Origin of the sequence: Kribbella sp. NBC_00709 (assembly GCF_036226565.1) — a bacterium.
Lineage (GTDB): Bacteria > Actinomycetota > Actinomycetes > Propionibacteriales > Kribbellaceae > Kribbella.
The window spans coordinates 5,001,793-5,023,083 of sequence record NZ_CP108996.1 but is presented as its reverse complement, the minus strand read 5'-3'; the positions used below and the strand labels follow the sequence as shown (position 1 = coordinate 5,023,083).

General features: G+C 67.9%; 21 protein-coding genes. 11 read left to right on the top strand and 10 right to left on the bottom strand.

Annotation, left to right across the window (positions count from 1 at the left end; all coding sequences use genetic code 11):
* Window positions 1-13: 13 nt before the first annotated feature.
* On the bottom strand, window positions 14-874 hold the full coding sequence (locus tag OHA18_RS24755) for a LysR family transcriptional regulator (RefSeq protein ID WP_328997666.1): 861 nt from the start codon (window positions 872-874) through the stop codon (window positions 14-16).
* Window positions 875-949: 75 nt separating this feature from the next.
* Here OHA18_RS24755 and OHA18_RS24750 point away from each other — a divergent pair, with 75 nt between their 5' ends.
* From OHA18_RS24750 to OHA18_RS24720, 7 genes are all read left to right on the top strand, one after another.
* A complete protein-coding gene (locus tag OHA18_RS24750; RefSeq protein ID WP_328997665.1) occupies window positions 950-1,471 on the top strand; it encodes a dihydrofolate reductase family protein in 522 nt (173 codons plus the stop codon).
* Window positions 1,472-1,739: 268 nt separating this feature from the next.
* A complete protein-coding gene (locus OHA18_RS24745; protein WP_328997664.1) occupies window positions 1,740-2,792 on the top strand; it encodes a LacI family DNA-binding transcriptional regulator in 1,053 nt (350 codons plus the stop codon).
* A 67-nt stretch (window positions 2,793-2,859) separates the two neighbouring features.
* Complete coding sequence (locus OHA18_RS24740; protein WP_328997663.1) at window positions 2,860-3,822, top strand: Gfo/Idh/MocA family protein; 963 nt, start codon at window positions 2,860-2,862, stop codon at window positions 3,820-3,822.
* A gap of 23 nt (window positions 3,823-3,845) precedes the next feature.
* Entirely contained in the window at window positions 3,846-4,859 is a 1,014-nt protein-coding gene (locus tag OHA18_RS24735) for a Gfo/Idh/MocA family protein (protein ID WP_328997662.1), read from the top strand.
* Window positions 4,859-5,671 (top strand): Gfo/Idh/MocA family protein, encoded by an 813-nt coding sequence (locus OHA18_RS24730; RefSeq protein WP_328997661.1) that lies wholly within the window; start codon window positions 4,859-4,861, stop codon window positions 5,669-5,671. The genes OHA18_RS24735 and OHA18_RS24730 overlap by 1 nt, the downstream gene beginning before the upstream one ends.
* Entirely contained in the window at window positions 5,668-7,284 is a 1,617-nt protein-coding gene (locus OHA18_RS24725; RefSeq protein WP_328997660.1) for a hypothetical protein, read from the top strand. Before OHA18_RS24730 ends, OHA18_RS24725 begins: the two co-directional genes overlap by 4 nt.
* Before the next feature lie 36 nt (window positions 7,285-7,320).
* Window positions 7,321-8,031 carry a 2OG-Fe(II) oxygenase gene (locus tag OHA18_RS24720; protein WP_328997659.1) on the top strand — a complete coding sequence of 237 codons (711 nt, stop codon included), beginning with the start codon at window positions 7,321-7,323 and terminating at the stop codon, window positions 8,029-8,031.
* Window positions 8,032-8,039: 8 nt separating this feature from the next.
* Here the strand turns inward: OHA18_RS24720 and OHA18_RS24715 are convergent, their stop codons facing one another.
* Entirely contained in the window at window positions 8,040-8,324 is a 285-nt protein-coding gene (locus tag OHA18_RS24715) for a hypothetical protein (RefSeq protein WP_328997658.1), read from the bottom strand.
* Between the two features lie 442 nt (window positions 8,325-8,766).
* Between OHA18_RS24715 and OHA18_RS24710 the strand changes: the two genes are divergently transcribed.
* Complete coding sequence (locus tag OHA18_RS24710) at window positions 8,767-10,248, top strand: IMP dehydrogenase (protein ID WP_328997657.1); 1,482 nt, start codon at window positions 8,767-8,769, stop codon at window positions 10,246-10,248.
* Between the two features lie 10 nt (window positions 10,249-10,258).
* Here the strand turns inward: OHA18_RS24710 and OHA18_RS24705 are convergent, their stop codons facing one another.
* From OHA18_RS24705 to OHA18_RS24680, 6 genes are all read right to left on the bottom strand, one after another.
* Window positions 10,259-11,182 (bottom strand): phosphotransferase family protein, encoded by a 924-nt coding sequence (locus OHA18_RS24705; protein ID WP_328997656.1) that lies wholly within the window; start codon window positions 11,180-11,182, stop codon window positions 10,259-10,261.
* A 51-nt stretch (window positions 11,183-11,233) separates the two neighbouring features.
* Window positions 11,234-12,226, bottom strand: a complete 993-nt coding sequence (locus OHA18_RS24700; RefSeq protein ID WP_328997655.1) for a phosphotransferase family protein — start codon at window positions 12,224-12,226, stop codon at window positions 11,234-11,236.
* Window positions 12,223-12,933, bottom strand: a complete 711-nt coding sequence (locus OHA18_RS24695) for an alpha/beta fold hydrolase (protein WP_328997654.1) — start codon at window positions 12,931-12,933, stop codon at window positions 12,223-12,225. Before OHA18_RS24695 ends, OHA18_RS24700 begins: the two co-directional genes overlap by 4 nt.
* A gap of 177 nt (window positions 12,934-13,110) precedes the next feature.
* The gene (locus OHA18_RS24690) at window positions 13,111-13,956 is read right to left on the bottom strand and encodes a carbohydrate ABC transporter permease (protein WP_328997653.1); all 846 of its coding nucleotides are present in this window, start codon (window positions 13,954-13,956) and stop codon (window positions 13,111-13,113) included.
* Window positions 13,953-14,831: a carbohydrate ABC transporter permease gene (locus OHA18_RS24685; RefSeq protein ID WP_328997652.1), complete on the bottom strand. Its 879-nt coding sequence runs from the start codon at window positions 14,829-14,831 to the stop codon at window positions 13,953-13,955. Before OHA18_RS24685 ends, OHA18_RS24690 begins: the two co-directional genes overlap by 4 nt.
* Window positions 14,831-16,213 carry an ABC transporter substrate-binding protein gene (locus tag OHA18_RS24680; protein ID WP_328997651.1) on the bottom strand — a complete coding sequence of 461 codons (1,383 nt, stop codon included), beginning with the start codon at window positions 16,211-16,213 and terminating at the stop codon, window positions 14,831-14,833. Before OHA18_RS24680 ends, OHA18_RS24685 begins: the two co-directional genes overlap by 1 nt.
* Window positions 16,214-16,382: 169 nt before the next feature.
* Here OHA18_RS24680 and OHA18_RS24675 point away from each other — a divergent pair, with 169 nt between their 5' ends.
* Window positions 16,383-17,396, top strand: coding sequence for a LacI family DNA-binding transcriptional regulator (locus OHA18_RS24675; RefSeq protein ID WP_328997650.1), 1,014 nt, complete (start codon window positions 16,383-16,385; stop codon window positions 17,394-17,396).
* Here the strand turns inward: OHA18_RS24675 and OHA18_RS24670 are convergent.
* Both OHA18_RS24670 and OHA18_RS24665 read right to left on the bottom strand, forming a co-directional pair.
* Window positions 17,354-19,243, bottom strand: a complete 1,890-nt coding sequence (locus tag OHA18_RS24670; protein ID WP_328997649.1) for a glycoside hydrolase family 127 protein — start codon at window positions 19,241-19,243, stop codon at window positions 17,354-17,356. The two genes, OHA18_RS24675 and OHA18_RS24670, sit on opposite strands and share 43 nt — an antisense overlap.
* 54 nt (window positions 19,244-19,297) lie before the next feature.
* Window positions 19,298-19,930 (bottom strand): hypothetical protein, encoded by a 633-nt coding sequence (locus OHA18_RS24665; RefSeq protein ID WP_328997648.1) that lies wholly within the window; start codon window positions 19,928-19,930, stop codon window positions 19,298-19,300.
* 24 nt (window positions 19,931-19,954) lie between these two features.
* On the opposite strand from OHA18_RS24665, the gene OHA18_RS24660 reads away from it, so the two are divergent.
* Window positions 19,955-20,398 carry a GNAT family N-acetyltransferase gene (locus OHA18_RS24660; RefSeq protein ID WP_328997647.1) on the top strand — a complete coding sequence of 148 codons (444 nt, stop codon included), beginning with the start codon at window positions 19,955-19,957 and terminating at the stop codon, window positions 20,396-20,398.
* 2 nt (window positions 20,399-20,400) lie between these two features.
* Window positions 20,401-21,270 carry an LLM class flavin-dependent oxidoreductase gene (locus tag OHA18_RS24655; protein ID WP_329006159.1) on the top strand — a complete coding sequence of 290 codons (870 nt, stop codon included), beginning with the start codon at window positions 20,401-20,403 and terminating at the stop codon, window positions 21,268-21,270.
* Window positions 21,271-21,291: the final 21 nt, after the last annotated feature.

Here is a 21,291-nt window from a genome sequence, read left to right as displayed (position 1 = left end):
CCAACCAAGCGTCCTACCCCAGTGTTACTCGCTTCAGGGCTGCAATGAAGGCTGCCGTGGCCGGCGGGTCGGGCGGTTCGCCGTACGTCGCGAGGTGGATCCGCCGGACGATCGGCAGTTCGGTGGTCCGGACGCCGTCGGTGAGATGTGATTGCAATGCCAGGCCGGGCATTGTCGTAACACCGAGACCGGCGACGACGAAGGCCTGCTTGACGATGATGTCGTCGCTGGTGAAGACGATGCGCGGGGTGAACCCGGCGTCCGCGCAGTGCTGGACGAACTCGCGCCGGCAGTTCACGCAGCCGGCGATCCAGTCCGACTCCCGGTGGTCGGTGAGCGTCTCGCCGGTACGGCGGCTCAGCAGGTGGATGGGGTCGTCGCGGAGATGGGTGTACCGGATGCCGTCGTCCGGCTGCTCGTCGTCGTACCGGAACACGATCGCGAGGTCGATGTCGCCGTCGCGCACCTGTTGCAGGGCGACCCGCGGGTGGACGTCGGTCAGCTCGAGCTCGAGGTTCGGGTGCTCGCGGCGAAGCTCGGCGGCGGCCGGCGGGACGAGCACGCTCAGCGCGGAACTGAACGCTCCGACGCGGACCCGGCCGGTCTGCAGGCCGACCAGCGCGGCGAGTTCCGCGTCGGCGGCGTCGACCCGGCCGACGATCTCCGCAGCGCGGCGGGCGAGGACCTGGCCCTCGGGTGTGAGCCGGATGCCGCGACCGGCCTTCTGGACCAGTTTGGCGCCGGTCGCGGCTTCCAGCCGGGCAAGGTGATGGCTGACGGTGGGCTGGGTGTAGTGCAGCGCCTCGGCCGCCGCGGTGACCGAACCGTGCGCGGCGACCGCGGCCAGCACCCGCAAGCGAGCGAGATCAAGCATGTATCGATGCTATCTATGTATTCGCGGCCGGATTGGCATTGGACCAATGAGTTGCCCGAGGGCAAGGTGGTGGACATGACCGGCACAGTGATCTGGCACATGACGATGTCCCTCGACGGCTTCATCGGCGACCGCGATGACAGCGTCGACTGGATGGTCCTCGGCAACGGCGGGCCGTCCGGGCTCGGCGCCGAGGTGATCGCGGCGTGCGGCACGTTCCTGTGCGGCGGGAAGCGCGTCGACAAGGTCGGCGAGAACCGCCCGTACGGCGGGGCGTTCACGGGGCCGATCTGGATCTACACGCACAAGGATCCGGCGACCAACCGGATCCCCGAGTTCACCTACGTCTCCGGCGACATCCGGGACGTGGTCGCCGGTGGGCTGGAGGCCGCGGGCGGGAAGGACCTGGTCGTGACGGGCGGCACGGTGCCGCGGCTGAGCCTGGAAGCAGGGTTGGTGGACGAGATCGTCCTGCACATCGTCCCGGTCCTGCTCGGCGAGGGCGTCCGCTTCTACGACAGTCCCGGGGTATCGCCGACGCGGCTGAAGGTTCTCACGTCCGAGGGAATGAACTACCGATTCGCAGTTGTGAAGTGATCAAGGTGCCCACCTGATCCAGCTCGATGAGGAAGCCGTCGTGGCCGTACGGCGACGTGATGGTGTGGAGCGGGCCGGCTTCTGGACGGGCTGTGACGATGGCGCTGGACTGAGAAGGCGGGTAGGGGCGGTCCGAGTCCCGGTCATCTTGTCCTTCTCTCGGGGATCACGATCCGTGATCAAAAGATACTAACTGAATAGACTTACTGTTTTTAATCTCAATGCATGGACACTGTGGGGCTGCAACCGGTTGCACTATCGTGGGCGCATGTCGCCACGTATGCGGCGGGCGCCGGGGGTCACCATCGGCGACGTCGCCGCCGCCGCCGAGGTCTCCCGGTCGACGGTTTCACGGGCCTTCACCCGGCCGCAGCTGCTCAGTCCGGAGACCGTCGACCACGTCCGCGCGGTCGCGGCCCGGCTCGGGTACGTCGGCAACCAGGCGGCGCGAGCGCTGTCGACCGGGCGGTTCGGGAACATCGCGGTCGTCGTCCCCGATATCGCGAACCCGTTCTTCCCGCCGCTGGTGCGGAGCCTGCAGCTGGCCGCCGAGACCGCCGACCTGGCGGTGTTCCTCGGTGACTCCGACGAGTCCGCGGAGCGGGAGGCCAAGCTGATCGCCCGGCTCGCGCCGCAGGTCGAAGGGTTCGTGCTGGCCTCGCCCCGGCTGTCCGAGGAGCTGATCCGCGAGCTGGCCGCCACCCGCCCGGTCGTCCTGGTGAACCGGGATCTGGACGGCATCCCCCGCGTGCTGATCGACTCGTCGGGCGGGATGACCGAAGCGGTGATGTTGCTGAAGAAGCTCGGCCACCAGCGGCTCGCGTACCTCGCCGGACCGCGCGACTCGTGGTCCGACCAGCAGCGGCGCGCGGTCCTGACGCAGACGTCCGACGCGGCGGGGCTGACGGTGGAGATCATCGAGGTCGGCCGGCCGAGCTACGCGGCCGGGCGGGACTCGGTGTCGGCGGTGGTGCGGTCCGGGGCGACAGCCGCGATCGCCTTCGACGACGTGGTCTCGCAGGGCGTGCTGGCCGGGCTCGAGCTCCGCGGCATCTCGGTGCCGTCGGACTTCAGCCTGGTCGGCTGCGACGACACCCTGGCGGCGCTCACCACGCCGGCCCTGACCAGCGTGTCAGCCGGTGCGGCCATCGCGGGTACGGCGGCCGCCAAGCTCCTCATCCACCTGCTCGACGCCCCCGACCCGGGCGCGGAGCGCATCGCGATCGAGACCCACCTGGTGATCCGCGCGACGACCAGTGGATCTGCACGCATGCAGAACTCGCGCTCGCACAGCGGGCCCAGCGGACGTACGACGTCGTAGTGCGAGTTGTGCATGCGCCTGCGGCCAACGCGTTGACGTGCAACCGGTTGCATGCTGGAATCACGAGATGACTCGCATCGCCATCGCCGGCGCCGCCCATCCGCACGTGTCCTACGCGACCGCGGAGGTCGACGCCGTCGACGACTACGAGCTGGTCGCGGTGGCCGACCCGAACCGCGAGACCGCCGAGCGCTGGGCCGGGCCGTACGACGCCAAGGTGTTCACCGATCATCAGCAGATGCTGCGTGAGGTCGAGCCAGATGTCGTCCTGGTCGCCGGGATCTACGGCGACCGCGGTCAGGCTGTCGTCGACACTCTGAACGCCGGTTGCCACGTCATCGCCGACAAGCCGCTGTGCACGACCCTCGAAGACCTCGACGCGATCACCGAAGCCGCGCAACGCACCGGCCGCCACGTGACCGTCCTGCTGGAAAAGCGCTACTACCCCGTCACGCTCGCAGCCCTGGAGATCTCCAGGCAGCTGGGCACCATCCACGGCGTGACGTCCTCCGGCCCGCACAAACTCAACCGCCCGACCCGCCCGGACTGGTTCTTCGACCGCAAGCAGTACGGCGGTGTGTTGAACGACCTCGCGGTCCATGACATCGACGCCGCGCTGCTGTTCACCGGTCTCACCAGCGGGACCGTCAGCGGCGCGATCGTGGACACGTCGTACGGCGTGGCGACGCTCAGCGGACCCGGTGCGCTCATCACCGCCGGCGTGGACTGGATGAATCCAGCGGGCTCGCCGGTGCACGGCGACTACCGGATGAAGCTCGTCGGCAGCGAAGGCACCGCCGAACTGCTCTGGGCGCGCAACCGTCTCGTCCTCACCACGACCGAGCTCGCACCACACGACGTGCCGCTGCCGGCCGGCCACCGCCCCGCCGAGCTGCCCCTGCAGGCGCTTGCTGCAGGCAACGAACCGGACATCACCACGTCCCGCGGCCTGCTGGCCACGCGCCTCGCCCTGCTCGCCCAACAGTCCGCCGAGACCGGCGGCGTACCGCTTCCCTGGACGACTCCCTGATCCCCTGATCGAAGAGAGGTCTCATGCGTTTCGCCCTGATCGGTGCCGGCGCGATCGGCACCGTGCACGCTCGCCTCATCGAAGCCCTCGGCGACGAAGCCGACCTGGTCGCGGCCGTCGACCAGAACCTCGACCGCGCCGGCAAACTCGTCGAACAGTACGGCGGGCACGCGTACGCCACACCAGCTGAGGCGTACGCCGCGGAAGAGATCGACGCCGTCGCGATCTGCCTGCCGAGCGCGCTGCACGCGGATGTCGCCATCGAAGCGTTGCAGGCCGGCAAGCACGTCATCGTCGAGAAGCCTGTGGACATCACGCTTGCCGCCGCGGACCGCCTGATCGACGCACAGCGCTCGACGGGACTCACGGTCTCGGTGATCAGCCAGCGCCGGTTCCAGCCGCCGGTCGCGCAGATCCGCGCGGCGATCGACACCGGCGCCCTCGGCCGCGTCACCTCCGGGATCTCCGAGTCGGCGTTCTTCCGGCCGCAGTCGTACTACGACGGCGACGACTGGCGCGGCACGCTCGCGATCGACGGCGGCGGCGCCTTGATGAACCAGGGCATCCACGCGCTGGATCTGCTGGTGTGGATGCTCGGCCGTCCGATCCAGGTCAGCGCGCAGACCGGGACGCTCGCCCACGAAGGTATCGAGGTCGAGGACCTGGCCGGCGCCTCGATCCTGTTCGAGAGCGGGGCGATCGGCCTCCTGCTCGCCAGCACCGCGGCGTACCCGGGCCGTCCGGTGCGGCTGACGATTCACGGCGATCAAGGTACGGCGGTGCTCGACGACGACGAGCTCGCGTACTTCGCCTCCGCGGGGGCGACAGGACCCGAGGCGCCGGTGCTGGACGGACCGGCCGACTGGGGTCCGGTCGAGCTCGCCCATCTCGCGCAGTACCGCGACTTCATCGGCGCCGTCCGCGAAGGGCGCGCCCCGGCGGTGTCGCTGGAGGCGGGGCGTCGGTCTCTCGCCACGGTGCTCGCTGTGTATGAGTCCGCCCGCTTGGGGCGCCCCGTCGAGCTGAAGGAGAACTGATGCGCATCGCCTTGGTGGGAACGGAAAACAGCCACGCCGACCACATCGTTCGGCTTCTGAATGTGGACCGGATCTCGGACGCACAGGTGGTCGCGCTGGTCGGCGACGACGAGAAGACCCGCAAGCTCGCGGCCGAGGGCGGCATCACCCAGGTCGTCCCCACCTCGGCCGAACTGATCGGTTCCGTCGACGCGTTGATCGCCACCAATCGCGACGGCGCACTGCACCGCGAGCACGCCGTACCGTTCCTGGACGCGGGCATTCCGGTCTGGGTGGACAAGCCGCTCGCAGCCAGCACGGCGGATGCTTCGGCGATCCTCGACGCTGCCCGTCGGAGCAGCACGCCGGTCACGTCGTACTCCGCTGTGCGGTGGGTCGCGGACGCCGACGTACTCGCGGCCGCCGAGGTTGGCGAACTCCAGGCCGTGACGGTCACCGGGCCGGCTGATCCGGACAGCGAGTACAGCGGGATCTTCTTCTACGGCATCCATGTCGCCGACCTCGCGCAGCGGTTGGCTCCGGGCGAACCGGGGCCGGTCGAGGTCGAGCGCGTCGGGTCGACTGTGGTGGCGCGGTATCGGAGCAACGGTGTGCTGGTGACACTGCAGCTGGTCAAGCCGACGGACGACGGCCGGGTGCCGTTCCATGCTGAGATCGTCGGGCGGACCGGTCTCGTCAGTCGCGATGTGCAGCTCGATGCGGAGTACGTGCTCCCCGGTCTGAAGGTCTTCCTGACGATGCTCGAGACCGGGCAGCGACCGCTCGACGACGCGACGATGCTGGCACCGATCACCGTGCTGGAACAGCTGTGAGAAGACTGATCGCAGCCCTCGCGATCCTGCTTGCCGTCGGGCCGACGGCGTCGGCGCAGGCGAGTGCGGCGGAGAGTGCTGACGCGCCCGCAGCAGATGCTCCGGCGATCAGCATCGACTCGCCGGTCGACGGCGCCGGCTTGAGCCCACGCTTCTTGACCGTGCGCGGTCACTTCGCGCAGGTGTCCGACATGCAACTGGTTGTCGACGCCGCGCGGACTGTGCCGGTGACGATGGATGCTGCTGCAGGTACATGGACGGCGAAGGTCGACCTGAGCGATGTGGACGGGACGATCGGGCTCGCGGCGTCCGGCAAGAACCTGCAGACGCTGTACACGCAGTGGTCGCCGTTCATCTCGGTCGCCGTGCACAACCCTGGTGCTGCGAAGCCGGCTGTCGCGATCACCTCGCCGGTGATGGGTGCGGCTCTTCACGGTCCGCGGCTCGAGGCCACGATCCAGGTCGAGTCCCGTCGTACGGTCCGGCGCGTCGAGGCGCGGGTGAACGGTGGCGCGTGGCGACCCGCCGTACCCGGTCCAGGTGGTCGTTATCGGGTGCAATTCAACGCGGGCAAAGGGTTCGCCGGGATCGAGGCGCGGGCGGTGGACGTCGCCGGACGGGTCGGGACGTCAGCTACGACGTACGTGTCGGTGGGCGGGGCGGTGAAGCCGACGCAGCAGCGGTACGAGCAGGACCGGGCGATGTGGTTGTGGGAGCAGAATTCGTATCCGGCCGTGTTCGACCGGGCGGCCCGGGACAAGCTCGGCGCGGTGATGGACGATACGACGACGTTCGGCTCGGACCCGATCCGGACCCTGTACGTCGGCGTCGCGGCGTACAACGGTCGCGACATGCTGCGGGACTCGCGCAGTCAGGTCGCGGCGTTCGTCCGCTGGGCGCGCGGCCGCGGGTACCACGTGCAGGCGGTGATCGCGGGCGGGACGGTTCCGCCGTACCTCGGGGCGTTGCCGCAGTACCAGGATCGCGCGGTGGCCGAGTTCACCAAGGTGCTCGACTACAACCTCGCCGTACCGGCCGATGCGCGGTTCGACGGAGTGAATGTCGACATCGAGCCTTATCTGCTGCCGCAGTGGAAGGAGCCGGGTACGACGGTTCCGACCAGCTGGCTCGATCTGCTGGCGGGCTTCATGCGGTTGCGCGATGCGTCCGGCGAGCAACTGCTGGTCGGGCCCGCGATCCCGTTCTGGCTCGACAGTTCGGACTGCTGTACGGCGATCACGTGGCACGGCAAGACCGCTCCGCTGAGCGACCACGTGCAGGACCTCACCGACTACGTCTCGCTGATGGACTACACCGAGACCGCGACCGGGATCGTCGCGCGGGCCGACCACGAGGTCGCGTACGCGGCGACGATCGGCAAACCGCGCTCGGTCGTCATCGGCGTCGAGACGAAGGACCTGTCCGGCACCGGAGACCCCGAGACGGTGACGTTCTACGAGGAGGGGCGCGCGTACATGGAGGGCGAGCTGGACAAGGTGTACGCCGCCGAAGCCGGGGCTCCTGCTTTTGCGGGGATTGCGATGCATCACTACGGCAGCCTGCTCGAGTTGCCGTCGGTGTGGGGCGACGGCGGGGCGTACTACCCGGAGTAGCCCTCACACGTTCCCGGCCTACGCCGTTCCATCTCTATGAACAAGTACGAGCGACGAGTAGCCGGAGCCGACTGGGACGCGGTGACAGCCGAGGTGAACGACCTCGGCTGCGCACTGCTGCCCCAACTGCTGACGCCGACCGAGGCCGCCCGGATCGCGGCCCTGTACGACGAGGTGAAGCATTTCCGCGCCACGATCGACATGGCCCGGCACCGCTTCGGCGAAGGTCAGTACCGGTACTTCGATCGGCCGTTCCCTGCGGAGGTGGAGGCCCTGCGGCAGGCGCTGTATCCGCGGCTGTTGCCGATCGCCCGTGATTGGTACGCGAAACTCGGCCGCGAGGCGGAGTGGCCGGACACGCTCGACGAGTGGCTCGACATCTGCCACCAAGCCGGCCAGACCCGCCCGACCCCGATCCTGCTGCGGTACGGCGCGGGCGACTGGAATGCACTGCACCGCGACCTGTACGGCGACAAGGTCTTTCCGCTACAGGTCGTCATCAACCTGAACGACCCCGGCGTCGACCACACCGGCGGCGAATTCCTCCTGGTCGAACAACGCCCACGCGCTCAGTCCCGCGGTACCGCGACCCTCATCCCCCAGGGCCACGGCCTCCTCTTCACCACCCGAGACCGCCCCGTCAGATCCACCCGAGGCTGGTCAGCCTCGCCGGTCCGCCACGGTGTGTCCCCCATCCACACCGGCCAACGCCACACGTTGGGTCTCGTCTTCCACGACGCTCAATAGATGCCTGCCTACTCGAGCTGCGCATGCAAGGAGGCTAGCGCCGCAGCCCGTCGAGCGGCTTGCCACTCGGCGCTCTTCTGCCAGTAGTAGTGGGTCTTCGTCTCGGGGGCCAGGGCAACGATGTCGAACGTGGTCAGCGCGAGGTGGACCTGCTCCCAACTCGGCAGCGGCACCGAACGATGCTCGGCGTACGCCGTCCAGAGGTGCCGACGGAGGTCGCCGTACGAGCGTTCGGCGGCCCAACTTGCGCTGTCCCACTGGCTGCACGTGAAGTCGACGAGGGGAGACGCCACCAGTCGAGAATTCCGGTCAGGGTCGCCGCCCTGTTCGCGGAGAGGCGAGTTCCACGCGCCGCTCAGTTCGCGGAGAGGCGAGTAGCAGTCGGCCGCGGTCGGTGGTGCCGCCGGCGGTTCCGACCACGCGTTGGCCCACAGGCGGCGTGGGACGCGCTCGACACTGATGTCATGGCACGCCGCAAGCGCCGTACGTAGCCCCGTCGAACCGCGGCTCGATCGGCCCGTCTACCTCACAGGCCTCCCTGAATCGCTTCAGCTGCGTCGCAACAAGAACAGCACCGAAGGCCAGAGATTCCATCGTATGCGCATCGAATCGACTGCGGCCTACAGCCAACAATTCGTGCAGCGGCGGGGTAATCGATAGGGTGCCAGGTCACGACCCCACCCCGTTCGATCACGGCAGGCAGCCGGACCCCGGTCGACGGATCAGGAGGAACGAATGGCACAGATCATCGCCGAGGTCTCGCGGACGTTCAACGAGTTTCTGCTCCTGCCGAACCTGACCCGGACCGACTGCTCGCCGGCGACGGTCGACCTGCGCACCTCCCTGGTGCGGCACCGGGTGGGGGAACCTTCGGCGATCGAGCTGCACTCCCCGTTCACCTCCGCGATCATGCAGGCGGTCAGCACACCAGAACTCGCCATCGCACTCGCGCGCAACGGCGGCCTGAGCTTTCTGCACCACAACCAGCCGATCCAGGACCAGGTCGCCGCTGTCCGCCGAGTGAAGAACTTCAAGGCCGGCTTCGTCACCAGCGACACCAACGTCCGCCCCGAGGACACCCTGAGCCTGCTGGTCGACGTCATGCGTCGCACCGGCCACAGCACCGCCGCGGTCACCCACGACGGGACCGCCACCGGCCGCCTGCTCGGCCTGGTGACCTCCCGGGACTTCCACCCGCAGCGACACGACCTCGACGGACCGGTCAGCGGCCGGATGATCCCCATCGCAGACCTGCCCCAGGCCGGGCCCGACACCACGCTCTCCGAGGCCAACGCCCGGCTGTGGGACGAACGGCTCGACTGTCTCCCGGTCGTGGACGACGAGGGCCACCTGCAACATCTGGTCTTCCGATCCGACTACGCCGACAACAAGCGCTTCCCGAACCAGGTCGTGGACGCTGCCAAGCGTCTGCGCGTCGGCGCGGGCATCAACACCCACGACTACCAAGAGCGCGTCCCCGCCTTGCTGGACGCGGGCGCGGACGCCTTCTGCTTCGACTCCTCCGACGGCTACAGCGACTGGCAGGCACAGGCCCTGACCTGGGTGAAGAAGCACTATCCCGAGGTCCCGGTCGGCGGCGGCAACGTGGTCGACGGCGAGGCGTTCACCTACCTCGCGGAGGCCGGTGCCGACTTCGTCAAGGTCGGCGTGGGCGGCGGTTCCATCTGCATCACCCGTGATCAGAAAGGCATCGGTCGTGGCCAGGCCAGCGCAGTACTGGATGTTGCCGAGGCCCGGGACGCCTTCCGCGAACGCACCGGCGACTACGTGCCGATCTGCTCCGACGGCGGGCTGGTGCACGACTACCACGTCGCCCTGGCGCTGGCGATGGGGTCCGACTTCGTGATGATGGGACGCTACTTCGCGCGCTTCGACCAGGCCGCCGGCGCGAAACTCCCCACTCGGGACGGCTTCGTGAAGGAGTACTGGGGCGAAGGCTCGAACCGCGCCCGCAACTGGCAGCGCTACGGCCAGGGCGGCCAGGGGCTGATCTTCGAGGAAGGCGTCGACGGCTACGTGCCCTACGCCGGCGACCTCGACGAAGGCCTCGCTGTGACCATCGCCAAGCTCAAGACCACGATGGTCTCCTGCGGCTCCACCACACTGCCGGAGTTCCGTTCCACCGCCCGGCTCACCCTGGTCTCCGAGCAGAGCTTCCAGGAGAGCCACGCGAACATCACCCTGCGGGACTCCTAGAAGCCTCGAGTCACACGAGGAGCGACTCGAGGTCTGGGAGCCGGCCGAAGAGGTCGGGTAGGCCGCGGATGCCGTTGCGGGCGGACTCGTGGGACAGAGCGACGTCCGGGCCGGTGCTTGCCTCGATGCCGGCCAGGCAGCGGAGGATGTTCCATCTTGTGTGGCCCAGCCAGCCGCTGATCATGAAGACGAACCAGCTTGGGCCTGACGGCGGCAGCGTTCCGCCCGCTGCGACGTACCCGTCGAGGACCGAGTGGAAGATGGCGGGCTCGATGTCGTCGAAGCCGGGTCCCTTCGCGAGGCTCAGTGCGGTCGAGCCGAGTTCACCGGACAGGTCGAGCATCCCCGAGAGTTCCCAGTCGAGCACCACCGGCCGACCGTTTTGAGCGAGCAGGTTCCACGGCTGGATGTCCTTGTGGGTCAGCACAACGGGCCCTGGCCGTTCGCAGGTGTCGACGAAGTCGGCGATCGCGAGGAACGTCTCCACCCGGGAGGCGAGTTCGTCGGCCCACGGCTGCCCGGTCGCCGCCGCCCGCTCGGCGAGCTCGGGCCAGTCGTGTGCCGCCGGGTCCTCGATCGACAGGTCGGTCCACTCGACGTCCAGCGCGTGGATGCGCGCGAGGATCTCACCGATCCCGAACGCGTACGCCGGCGACACTGGTGCCTCGGGCATCTTTCTTCCGTCGACCCATCGGTGGACGAGAAGTTTGTCGCTGGCCGAGATCGGCTCTGGCATCGGGATGCCGGCTTCGAAGGCCGCCCGCTCGAACCTGAACACGTCCTGGACACGGTAGGCCCAGCGACGGTCGACGACGTTCATCTCCTTCACCGCGAACGACCCCTGATCGGTGTCGAGCCGGTACATCCGGTTGGCGAATCCACCGTCGACGCGGACCATCGGCCTGATCGGCGTACCGAGCTGCGAAAGATCCACGCCACGCACTCTAGGACCCGAACTCCATCGATGCACCGCCTTTCCCGCCTGTCACGTGTGGTCGAGGAGACGGGGACGCTGGTCGAACCAGTCCGACCACCCCTGGTAGAAACGACGGATCATCGCCAGCTGTCCAGCAGGCATGACATCATCCACGAGCATCCCTGCCCAGTCGGGACTGCTCAACGTGCCCAGGCAGCCCACGGTGCGGCAGAGCCGGAGCAGCTGTCGAGACACGTCGCGGCCGTACCCGGCAAAGAACGCGGCAGGCAACTCGGAGAATCCGTGGAGGTAGGCGTGCTCCTCGACACCGGCCAGCTCGTCCAATGGGTACCGGACCATGGGAAAGTCCCAGTCGATGAGCGTCACCGATGCGTCGCCCACCACCACGTTGTGGAAATTCGGATCGCCATGGCTGAGGCATGGGATCTCAGCACGGAGCTCATCGGCGCGCGCCTCGATCCGTGACCTCAGCTGATCGAGGTACGGAGTCAGGCTCGGTCGATGCTGCCCGACCCATGGCTCGCCGGAATCAACTGTCGCCAGGAGCTTCTCGACCGGATCCTCGAAGGCAAGCACCAACCCCCGCGGGCCGAACGGGCCAGTCAGCGGGCCCGGGAACTGCACCCTGTGGACTCGCGCATACGTCTGCCCAAGGCGACGCCACACCTCATCGGTCACCGCACCCCGCTCGGCAGCGGCAACCATCGTCTCCCCGGCCACGAAGTCGACCAAGATGGCGCCGGTGTCGTCTGCAGCCCACAGGCGTGGCGCGCCGACCTGATGCAACTCCAGGAACCGGGCACGAGGAGCGGGCGAAACCGACGCTGGTCCTTGCCGAAGCAGAACCCGCTGATCGTTGACGAGCCTTGCCAGCAGCAACTGATTGTCCAGCCCAAGACCGGGCAACGTCTCGGCCTCAGCCACCGGCGGGAGTGACGCGGCAGCAACCAACCGGTCCAACTTCGTCCGTAGCTCCACGGGCCGCACGCTACGCACAGATGCGATCCGACGCAGCTCAAATACCCGCCCGGCCGCGGTCAACGAGTGGCGTGGGATCTGTCCGTCGGTGCATTCGTGATGCCTTCGTCGAGGAGTATTGCGGCGACCGCCTCCGGGGCTTCGTTCATTGCGTCGTGGCGGGTTGCGACGTCGTGGACCTGCCACTCGGGATCGGGTTCGAGTCGAGCGCGGAGTGGAGCGAACGGCGTCTGGTCTTCCCACGCCGAGCAGTAGACGAACTCCCGACGAGGAACTCGGTCGACGGCGCCTGTGAGCCGGATCGTCTGCACGAATGCTGCCAGCGGATGCGGACGCCGGCGGGGATCCTTGGTGCCGGGCGGCTGGACGGAGTACCCGGTGGTCGCGGCGCCGGCAGCGAACACCTGCCGGAAGTAGTCGTTCGTTGCCGACCAGCACGATTCGCCGTCGTGCGGTACGTACGCGTCGAGATGCACCATCCGCGAGATCCGGCCGCCGGCACGATCCGCGGCGGCAGTGATCACCATCCCGCCGTAGCTGTGCCCGACGAGCGTCACATCGGTGAGGCGCTCGCGATCCAGAAGCCGCAGTACGTCGTCCGCATGCGTATCGAGGTTTGCCGTAGCGACCGTCGCAATGTCGTCGTCTGGGCGCAAACCGGTCAGCGTCATCGCATGCACCGCATGCCCAGCACGCTCCAGCAACGGAACCACCGCCTCATACGCCCACGCCCCCTTCCAACCACCCGGCACCAGCACAAACGTCGTCATATCCCTCTCCTTGCATCGATGACCTGACTCCTAAAGCAGTCTCACCGACCCAAGCCCTGGCCCACCACCGCTAGAAAGCCAACCAATACCCATTCCCCGCCAACCACCTCCAGCCGAACAACACCATGCCCCCACCGATGGCGGCCGACCAAACAACCGCTGCGGAGCGGTGTCCGTTTAGCCCTTTACGCCGGTTAGCGTCACGCCCTCGACGAAGTAGCGCTGGAGGATGAAGAAGATGAGGATTATGGGGAGGATTACTACTAGGGACGCGGCCATCAGGAAACCCCATTGGGCGGTGTAGGTGGATTGGAAGCCGGCCAGGCCCAGGGCGAGGGTGTATTTGCTGTCGGAGGTCAGATACAGCAGCGGGCCGAGGAAGTCGTTCCAGACGCCGATGAAGGTGAAGATCACCACGACCACGACGACCGGTTTCGACAGCGGCATGATGACCGCCCAGAACACCTTCCACGGTGAGGCGCCGTCGATGTACGCCGCCTCGTCGAGCTCGTACGGGATCGTCAGGAAGAACTGCCGGAACAGGAAGATGTTGAACACCCCACCGCCCGCCCCGGCGAACCAGGCCGGCACCGTCAAGGGGATGAAGGTGTCGAGCGCGCCGACCGATCCCCACATCACGAACGTCGGGATCAGCGTCACGGCGTACGGCAGCATCACGCCCGTCAGCAGCAGCCCGAAGACCAGGTTCCGCCCGCGCCAGCGCAGCCGGGAGAAGCTGAACGCGGCCAGCGCGCACGTCAGCACGGTCCCGGTGACGACGAGCACCTCGATGATCATCGTGTTCAGGAAGTACCGCGCGAACGGCTGCGATCCCAGGGCCCCGCTGAAGTTCGCCCACGCGAACGGTTTCGGGATCCATTGCGGCGGCGACACGAAGATCTGGTTGTCGTCCATCAACGCGCTGCGGACCAGCCAGGCGAACGGCGTGACCATGATCAGTCCGCCCGCGGCCAGCAACACCCAGACCGCGGTACGGCGAACCAGCGAGCCTTCTCGTATCACCGGGCCGCTCCCATCTCGTAGTACACCCATCGGCGCGCGTTGCGGAACAGCAGCACGGTGATGACCAGGACGATCACGAACAGCACCCAGGCCAGTGCGCTCGCGTACCCGATCTCGCTGTCGGTGAACGCCTTCGTGTAGAGGTAGTAGATGTAGAACTCGGTCGCGTTGTTCGGCCCGCCCTGGGTCATGATGTAGGCCTGGTTGAACACCTGGAAGGTGCCGATGGTGCCGGTGACCAGGTTGTAGAAGATCGTCGGCGTCATGAACGGCAGCGTCACGTGCCGGAACCGTGCCCAGGTCCCGCCGCCGTCGATCGCGACGGCCTCGTACAACTGCCGCGGTACGCCCTGCAGGCCGGCCAGGAAGATCACCATCGCGTTCCCGAAGCCCCACGTGCTCATCAGGATCAGCGACGGTACGGCGCTCTGCTCGCCGTAGATCCAGCTCGACGTCGGCATCCCCGCCTGGCGGAGCATGCTGTTCAGCAGACCGAAGTCGGGGTTGAAGATCCAGATCCACAGCACCGAGCTCGCGACCGCCGGCACCAGCGTCGGCAGGTAGTAGATCGTCCGCCACAGGCCCCGGCCCCGGATGCCCTGGTTGACCAGCATCGCGACGACGAACCCGACGAGCAGCGTGAGCGGTACTACGCCGAGCGTGTAGTAGGTCGTGACGTTCAACGACTTCCAGAACAACGGGTCGTGGCCCAGCTGCCGGTAGTTGCCGAGGCCAATGAATCGTGCCGGTGCGCCGATCTGCCAGTCCGTCAGGCTGAAGAACAGCGACGCGATCATCGGGCCGATGGTGAAGATCAGGAAGCCCAGGATCGCAGGTGCCGCGAGCAACCATCCCCAGCGTCGTTCTGCTCTCATCAGCTGCCGTTGGTGGGGTACGTACCCTGCAGGAGACCGCCGTTCAGCTTCGCGGCCAGCGGCTTGAGTACCTCGGTGGCCGGGGTCTTGCCCTGCTGGATGACCTGGATCGCGGGCGTCAGCACCTTGTCGATCGCCTCGATGTTGCGCAGCTTCTGGTAGAAGTACGGCGCCGAGTTGTTCATCGTGTAGTCGACGCCGGCGGCCTTGTACTCCGCCGGATGCGCGTCGTTCTTCGTCCAGACGTCGATGTCCTTCGGGTCGGTGTAGTACCGCTTCTCCAGCGGCATCCACAGCCCGGTGCTGAACAGGTCGACCTTGGTCGGGTTGTCGTGGAACAGGTACAGCTCGACGGCTTCCTGCTCGTGCTTGGTCGATGAGAAGATCGCGGTCGCGCCGCCGAGCGTGATCGTCATCGGCTTGCTGTACTTCGGCAGCACGCCCATCCCGAACTCGAGCTTGCCCTGGGCAAGATCCAGCAGGGTCCACTGCCCGTCGATGACCATCGCCACGCGGCGGGTCTTGAGCTGCACCGTCGTACTCGGCGCGTTGTTGCCGAGCTGGGCCGGTGTCGGCGCGACGCGGTGCTTGTACATCAGGTCGGCGAGGTTCTGGAACACCTCGATCGCCTCGGGACTGTCCAGCATGGACTTGCGACCGGTGTCGTCGGCGAAGTTGATGCCGCGGCTGAGGAGCAGCGGCTGGTACACCGTCGGCCCGAGTCCGGCAGAGACGCCGTACTGCCGGATCCGCTTCGGGTCGAAGCCGTCCTCGTCGGGGTGCTTGCCGTTCTGGTCGAGGGTGAGCTTGTACGCGTTCTGGACGAAGGTGTCCCAGCTCCACGCCTTGTCCGCCTCGGCCGGCGGCGTCTCGACGCCGGCATCCTTCAGCGCCGCCTTGCTGTACCACAGCGACATGATCTCGTTGGCGCTCTGGGTGCCGTACGTCTTGCCCTTGTCCCACCAGAAGTAGGTGCCGGGCAGCCGGTTCGCCAGGTCCGGGTACTTGTCGAAGTACGGGTAGAGGTTGACGAGTTTTCCCTGCTCGGCAAGGCGATAGCCCATCGGGCTCTGCATGTAGCAGAGGTCGGGCTGGCGGTTGCTCGCGACCAGCGCGTTCAGCTTGGTGTCGTAGTCGGCCGGGGTGAACACCGGCTTGACCGTGACACCGGAGTTCTCCTGCTCGAACGCCTTGAGCATGTTCGAGATCGCCTTCTGCTCCGCGGTCGAGCCCCAGAACATGAACTGCAGATCCTTGGACCCGCCGCCGGAGCCCGAGCCGCTGTCGCCGAGCGACTTCCCGCTGCAGCCGGCCAGCCCGGCGAGTGTGGCCAGCCCGCCGAGCTGCAGCGCGCGGCGCCGTCCGAAGGTAGTTGCTGACATGAGAGCCCTCCTCGGGCAGTGAACACGGCCACCGAAACACGGCGGCAACATGTTTCCTGACAATAGGAGCGGAGCCGAAATCGGTCAAGGGTCAACGTTGTAACAGGAGCGAATCGGCGGCCCTGGCAGGTATGGTTGTTTCCGGAAACACTGGCACTGAGGAGGTCGGTTGAGTCAGGAGCGGCGGGCAACGGTCAGGGATGTCGCGGCCCGGGCGGGGGTGTCACCGGGCACGGTGTCGAAGGCACTCAACGGCACCGGCCAGATCAGCGAGGCGACCCGGGAGCGGATCCGGCAGGCCGCCGAGGAGATCGACTTCCGGCCGAACGCGCTGGCCCGCAGCGTGTTCGAGCGGCGCAGCTACACGGTCGGGATGATCACCACCGACAGCTTCGAGCGGTTCAGCGTCCCGGTGATGCTCGGCGCGGAGGACGCGCTCGGGGCCGGCCGGATCTCGGTGTTCCTCTGCGACAGCCGCGGCGATCCGATCCGCGAGCGGCATTACGTCGACGTCCTGCTCGGCCGCAGGGTCGACGGGTTCATCGTCACCGGCCGCAACTTCAACCGCCGGCCTCCGCTGGCGGGCGCGCGCGACGTACCGGTCGTGTATGCGTTGACGCCGTCGGCCGACGACAAGGACTGCTCGGTCGTCGTCGACGACACCGCGTCCGGACGACTGGTCGCGGAGCATCTACTCCGGATCGGCCGGACCAAGATCGCGCACGTCACCGGACCGGAGCGCTTCGATCCGGCACGGCGCCGGCACGCGGGCCTCACCTCGGCGCTCGCCGCGGCCGGGCTCGAGCTGACCGGCATGGCGATGTACGGCGGCTGGACCGAGGCATGGGGCCGGCAGGCGACGCACATCCTGTTCCGCGAGAACCCGGACATCGACGCGATCCACTACGGCAGCGATCTCCTCGCCCGCGGCGGCGCTGATGCCCTGCGGGAGCTCGGCCGCCGCATCCCGGAGGACGTCGCGATCACCGGCACGGACAACTGGGAGCTGATTGCCGAGGGCGCCCGTCCGCCGCTGACGTCGGTGGACCTGCGGCTCGCGGACGTCGGCCGGGTGGCCGCCCAACGGTTGCTCGACGCAATCGAGGGACGGCCGCACGCCGGCCTCGAGCAGGTGCCTTGTCAGCTCGTCGTCCGCGCCTCGACCGACGAGACCGCGGGCTGATACGGCAACCACACCTTCATCGGGCCGACGTCGCGGTTGGCCCATTGGTAGTACGGCAGCGCCGTCACCTGGACGGCGTCGCCGAGCGCTGCCGGTACGTCGGCGTACAACTCGCTCTGTGGTTGCCAGGTGGCGCCGCGGGCAGTGATGCGGTCAGTGCCCGGTACGTCGTCCAGCGTGCTGCCGATCAGGACCAGGTCGTCGACGAGCACGGTCTGGTCGGCCTGCTCGACGGCGTACAGGAGGGGGCCGCGGCAGATGGCGACCGAGCCGCGGATACCTTCGACCCGCGGGTGACCGTGGACGAGGCGCGGCGCCATCGGCAGGTTGAGGACGATGCGATCGCCGGCCTGCCAGGCCCGGCGGACCGTGGCGTAGGCGCCTGCAACGCCTGGGACGACCTCATCGCCGACCGTGATCTCGGCCCCGGCGGACCATGCCGGGATCCGCAAGCTGATCGCGGTCTCGGCAGGCTCGTCGACGGTGATGACGACGCGACCGGACAACGGGTAGTCGGTGGTGACGCTCAATCGAAGGTCGCCCACGGTGATCGAGCCGGCGGCGTACTGGTGGATCTGCACACCACGCTCGTTGCTGGTGGCAACGTAGTGCTGGAGTGAGGCGAACGTTCGCATCAGGTTGGTCGGGCAACAGCTGGTCCCGAACCACGGCTGGCGCCCGTTGCCCGGGGCCCGCTTGTCGGCATCGTCGGAGTCGGCACGAACCTGCAACGCGTTCACATAGAAGTACTTCGACCGATCGAGCGAGACCCCAGGCAGTACGGCGTTGTACAGCTGCCACTCGATCAGATCGGCGTACTGCGCCTTGCCCGTTGCCAGGAGCAACCGCCAGCTCCATTGCAGACTGGCGACTGCCGCGCAGGTCTCCCCGTACGCGACGTCGTTGGGCAGCTCGTACGGATTGCCGAACGACTCACCGTCCCAGCGGCTGCCGAGGCCGCCGTTGACGTACATCTTCGTCCGCACCATGTTCTGCCATTGCGTCTCGAGCGACGCGAGCAGCTCCGTGTCGCCGGTCTCGATCGCGACATCGGTGGCGCCGGCCGCGAGGTAGATCGCGCGGACCGCGTGCCCTTCGGGCGCGACGGTCTCCCGGACCGGGATCCGGTCCGACAGGTACGCCGCGCGGCCCGGGTTGCCAGGGGCAAGGATCGATCGGCCGTGCGCGTCGACGAAGTACTTCGCCTGATCGAGGTACCGCTGCTCGCCGGTCGCGCGATAGAGCTCGACCATCGCCAACTCGGCGACCGGGTGACCGCAGAACCCCTCGCGCTGCCCAGGTCCGGTGCCGAACGTCCGCTGCAGGTGATCGCCCGCCCGCCGCGCGACGTCGAGCAACGCGGTCCGCCCGGTCGCCCGGTACTGCGCGACCGCGGACTGGATCATCGCGCCCATGTTGAAGATCTCGTGGTCGAAGTCGAGCTGCCCGTACCGCTCGTCGCGCCGTCCCGACTGCACGAACGTGCCGAGGTATCCGTCCTCGTCCTGCGCCGCCGCGATCAACGCCGTCCGCGCCTCCAACCAGTCGGCCAGCCGTGGGTCCGAGCTCCGGCCGGCCTCCCACGCGACCGCCTCGAGCCACTTGTACGCCTCGCCGTCCTCGTAGTTCGGCCCGTGGTACTCCGCATCCTTCACCCCCTTGGCGACATTGCGGAAGTTGTCCCACTGCTCCTCGAGATGCTCGGCGCCCTTCGGGATCGAGACCGTCCCGTTGGTTGCCTGCAGATCGCCGAGGAAGCTGCCGTCGAGTCGTACGTCGCGCAGGCCGAGCGGGCGCAGCGCGGTCTCCGCCACCGGTGCGGCCGGTCCCTGATCTGTCGTCGTCACGGCCCCATCCTGACAAGCGGGGCACGGTCAAGGCAACATGTTTCCGCGTTTTCCTTACCCGGCCAGCTCGTTGCAGATGTCCCAGGCAGCCTGACGCAGCACAGCGGCGGTGTCCGGGTCGAGGCCCTTGACCGGTACGTCGATGCCGACGGGGTCCTCCTGCAGGAGAGCGATCAGGAAGACGCACGCAGCGAGATAGCTGCCGGCCAGAGCGGGATGGCTGTTGTCCGCGTCGTGCAGCGCAGGCTCAGCGTGCGTCGCGAGGAACCGCTCCCAGACCGGTCCGACCGGGATCAGACTCGCCCCGAGCTCGATCGCGGCCCCGCCGTACGCATCGGTGAGCGCCTGCTGCGTCTCCGGTGCGTTCCGCCGCGCCCAGGTCAGGTACAGCGCAGTCCGCACGCCGGCCGCGGTGATCGCTGCGTCGAAGTCACGCACACTCTCCCGGAACCGGGCCGGACTCTTGATCGGCAGCGTGCTCTGCTCCTGCAGTACGACGGTGTCGAACCCGCCGCCGGCGATCGCCTCGAGCGCCTTGCCCGCGTTGAGATGCTGCCGCAGCGAGGCACCACCCGCCGAGATCAGCTTGTGCTCGACCTCGATCCCCCGCGCACCGGCCAGTCCCTTGATCAACCCAGGCAGGTTGTTCCGCGAGGTGAAGCTGTTACCCACAAAGAGAATCCGCACAAAGCCGGACGTTACTATGCCCGGATGACGGCTGGGCTCCGGATCGTGCCGGTGGAGGACGACACCACGCTGCTGGACTGGCAGCGGGTGCACAACGAGATCATCCCGACGGCGCCGCTGTCGGTCGCCGACATCCGCGAGCGAGTGACGCGAAATGTGCTCGAGGTGGCGTACGACGACGACGTACTGGTGGGATGCTCGACCGTGCGGCCGCCGTCAGAGGAGACCAGGGCGGTGACCGTGATCGCCCGGGTGCTGCCGGAGTTCCGGCGGCGCGGGTTCGGCGACGCGATCTATCAGCACTGCCTGCACCGCGGGCAGCAGTTGGGTGACACCTTCGAGACACACATCCTCGCCAGCAACGAGGACGGACTGCGGTTCGCGAAGGCGCACGGGTTCGTCGAGGTGGAGACGTACCTGCTGCCCGGCGACACGATCCCCTTTGTCGAACTACGGTTGGGCGAGTGACGATGCGCTTTTCGATCAACATTCCGAACTTCGGTGACTTCGCCGACGCCCCCACGGTCGCGCGGGTCGCGGCCGCCGCCGAGGAGGCCGGCTGGGACGGGCTCTTCTTCTGGGACCACGTCGTGCACAGCAAGGAGCAGCGGCGCGGGCAGCCGTTCGGCGACCCGTGGATGCTGATGACGGCGGCCGCGCTGGCGACGTCGCGGATCAAGCTCGGTCCGCTGGTCACGCCGGTCGCGCGGCGGCGGCCCGAGCAGCTCGCACGGCAGGTCGCCACGCTGGACGCGATGAGCGGCGGCCGGGTGATCTTCGGCGCGGGGCTCGGTGGACCGATCGCGGACGAGTTCGGCAGCTTCGGCGACGAGACCGATCCGAAGGTGCTGGCCGAGCGGCTGGACGAGGGTCTCGACCTGCTGGCGGCGTACTGGGCCGGTGACCGGGTCGACCACACCGGCAAGCACTACCAGGTCGACGATGTGGAGCTGCTGCCGGCGACGGTCCAGACACCACGGCCGCCGGTGTGGATCGCCGGCTACTGGCCGCGGAAGGCTCCGATGCGGCGAGCTGCGCGATGGGACGGCGCCGTACCGCTGTTCACGAGCGCCAACCACGGCGAGGCCCCACCCGTCGACGAGTTGCGAGAGCTGGTTGCCTTCATCCAGGCGCAGCGCGAGGACCGGAGTACGTCGTACGACGTGATCGTCGGCGGGATCAGCCCGGCGGACGCGGCTCAGTCCCGCGCTCTGGTCGAGCCCCTGGCCGAGGCGGGCGCGACCTGGTGGGACGAGCGGCAACTCATCCGCGGCAACGACTTCTACCGCCTCGAGCCGGTCCTGCGCCGAATCGAACAGGGCCCACCGAGCCTCAGCTGACCCGCACGGCAGCCCGCATCG

Excerpts from the sequence above, each read along its gene's own strand:
- OHA18_RS24755 (WP_328997666.1), bottom strand. The coding sequence starts at position 874 with ATGCTTGATCTCGCTCGCTTGCGGGTGCTGGCCGCGGTCGCCGCGCAC.
- OHA18_RS24750 (WP_328997665.1), top strand. The coding sequence starts at position 950 with ATGACCGGCACAGTGATCTGGCACATGACGATGTCCCTCGACGGCTTC.
- OHA18_RS24745 (WP_328997664.1), top strand. The coding sequence starts at position 1,740 with ATGTCGCCACGTATGCGGCGGGCGCCGGGGGTCACCATCGGCGACGTC.
- OHA18_RS24740 (WP_328997663.1), top strand. The coding sequence starts at position 2,860 with ATGACTCGCATCGCCATCGCCGGCGCCGCCCATCCGCACGTGTCCTAC.
- OHA18_RS24735 (WP_328997662.1), top strand. The coding sequence starts at position 3,846 with ATGCGTTTCGCCCTGATCGGTGCCGGCGCGATCGGCACCGTGCACGCT.
- OHA18_RS24730 (WP_328997661.1), top strand. The coding sequence starts at position 4,859 with ATGCGCATCGCCTTGGTGGGAACGGAAAACAGCCACGCCGACCACATC.
- OHA18_RS24720 (WP_328997659.1), top strand. The coding sequence starts at position 7,321 with ATGAACAAGTACGAGCGACGAGTAGCCGGAGCCGACTGGGACGCGGTG.
- OHA18_RS24710 (WP_328997657.1), top strand. The coding sequence starts at position 8,767 with ATGGCACAGATCATCGCCGAGGTCTCGCGGACGTTCAACGAGTTTCTG.
- OHA18_RS24695 (WP_328997654.1), bottom strand. The coding sequence starts at position 12,933 with ATGACGACGTTTGTGCTGGTGCCGGGTGGTTGGAAGGGGGCGTGGGCG.
- OHA18_RS24685 (WP_328997652.1), bottom strand. The coding sequence starts at position 14,831 with ATGAGAGCAGAACGACGCTGGGGATGGTTGCTCGCGGCACCTGCGATC.
- OHA18_RS24680 (WP_328997651.1), bottom strand. The coding sequence starts at position 16,213 with ATGTCAGCAACTACCTTCGGACGGCGCCGCGCGCTGCAGCTCGGCGGG.
- OHA18_RS24660 (WP_328997647.1), top strand. The coding sequence starts at position 19,955 with ATGACGGCTGGGCTCCGGATCGTGCCGGTGGAGGACGACACCACGCTG.
- OHA18_RS24655 (WP_329006159.1), top strand. The coding sequence starts at position 20,401 with ATGCGCTTTTCGATCAACATTCCGAACTTCGGTGACTTCGCCGACGCC.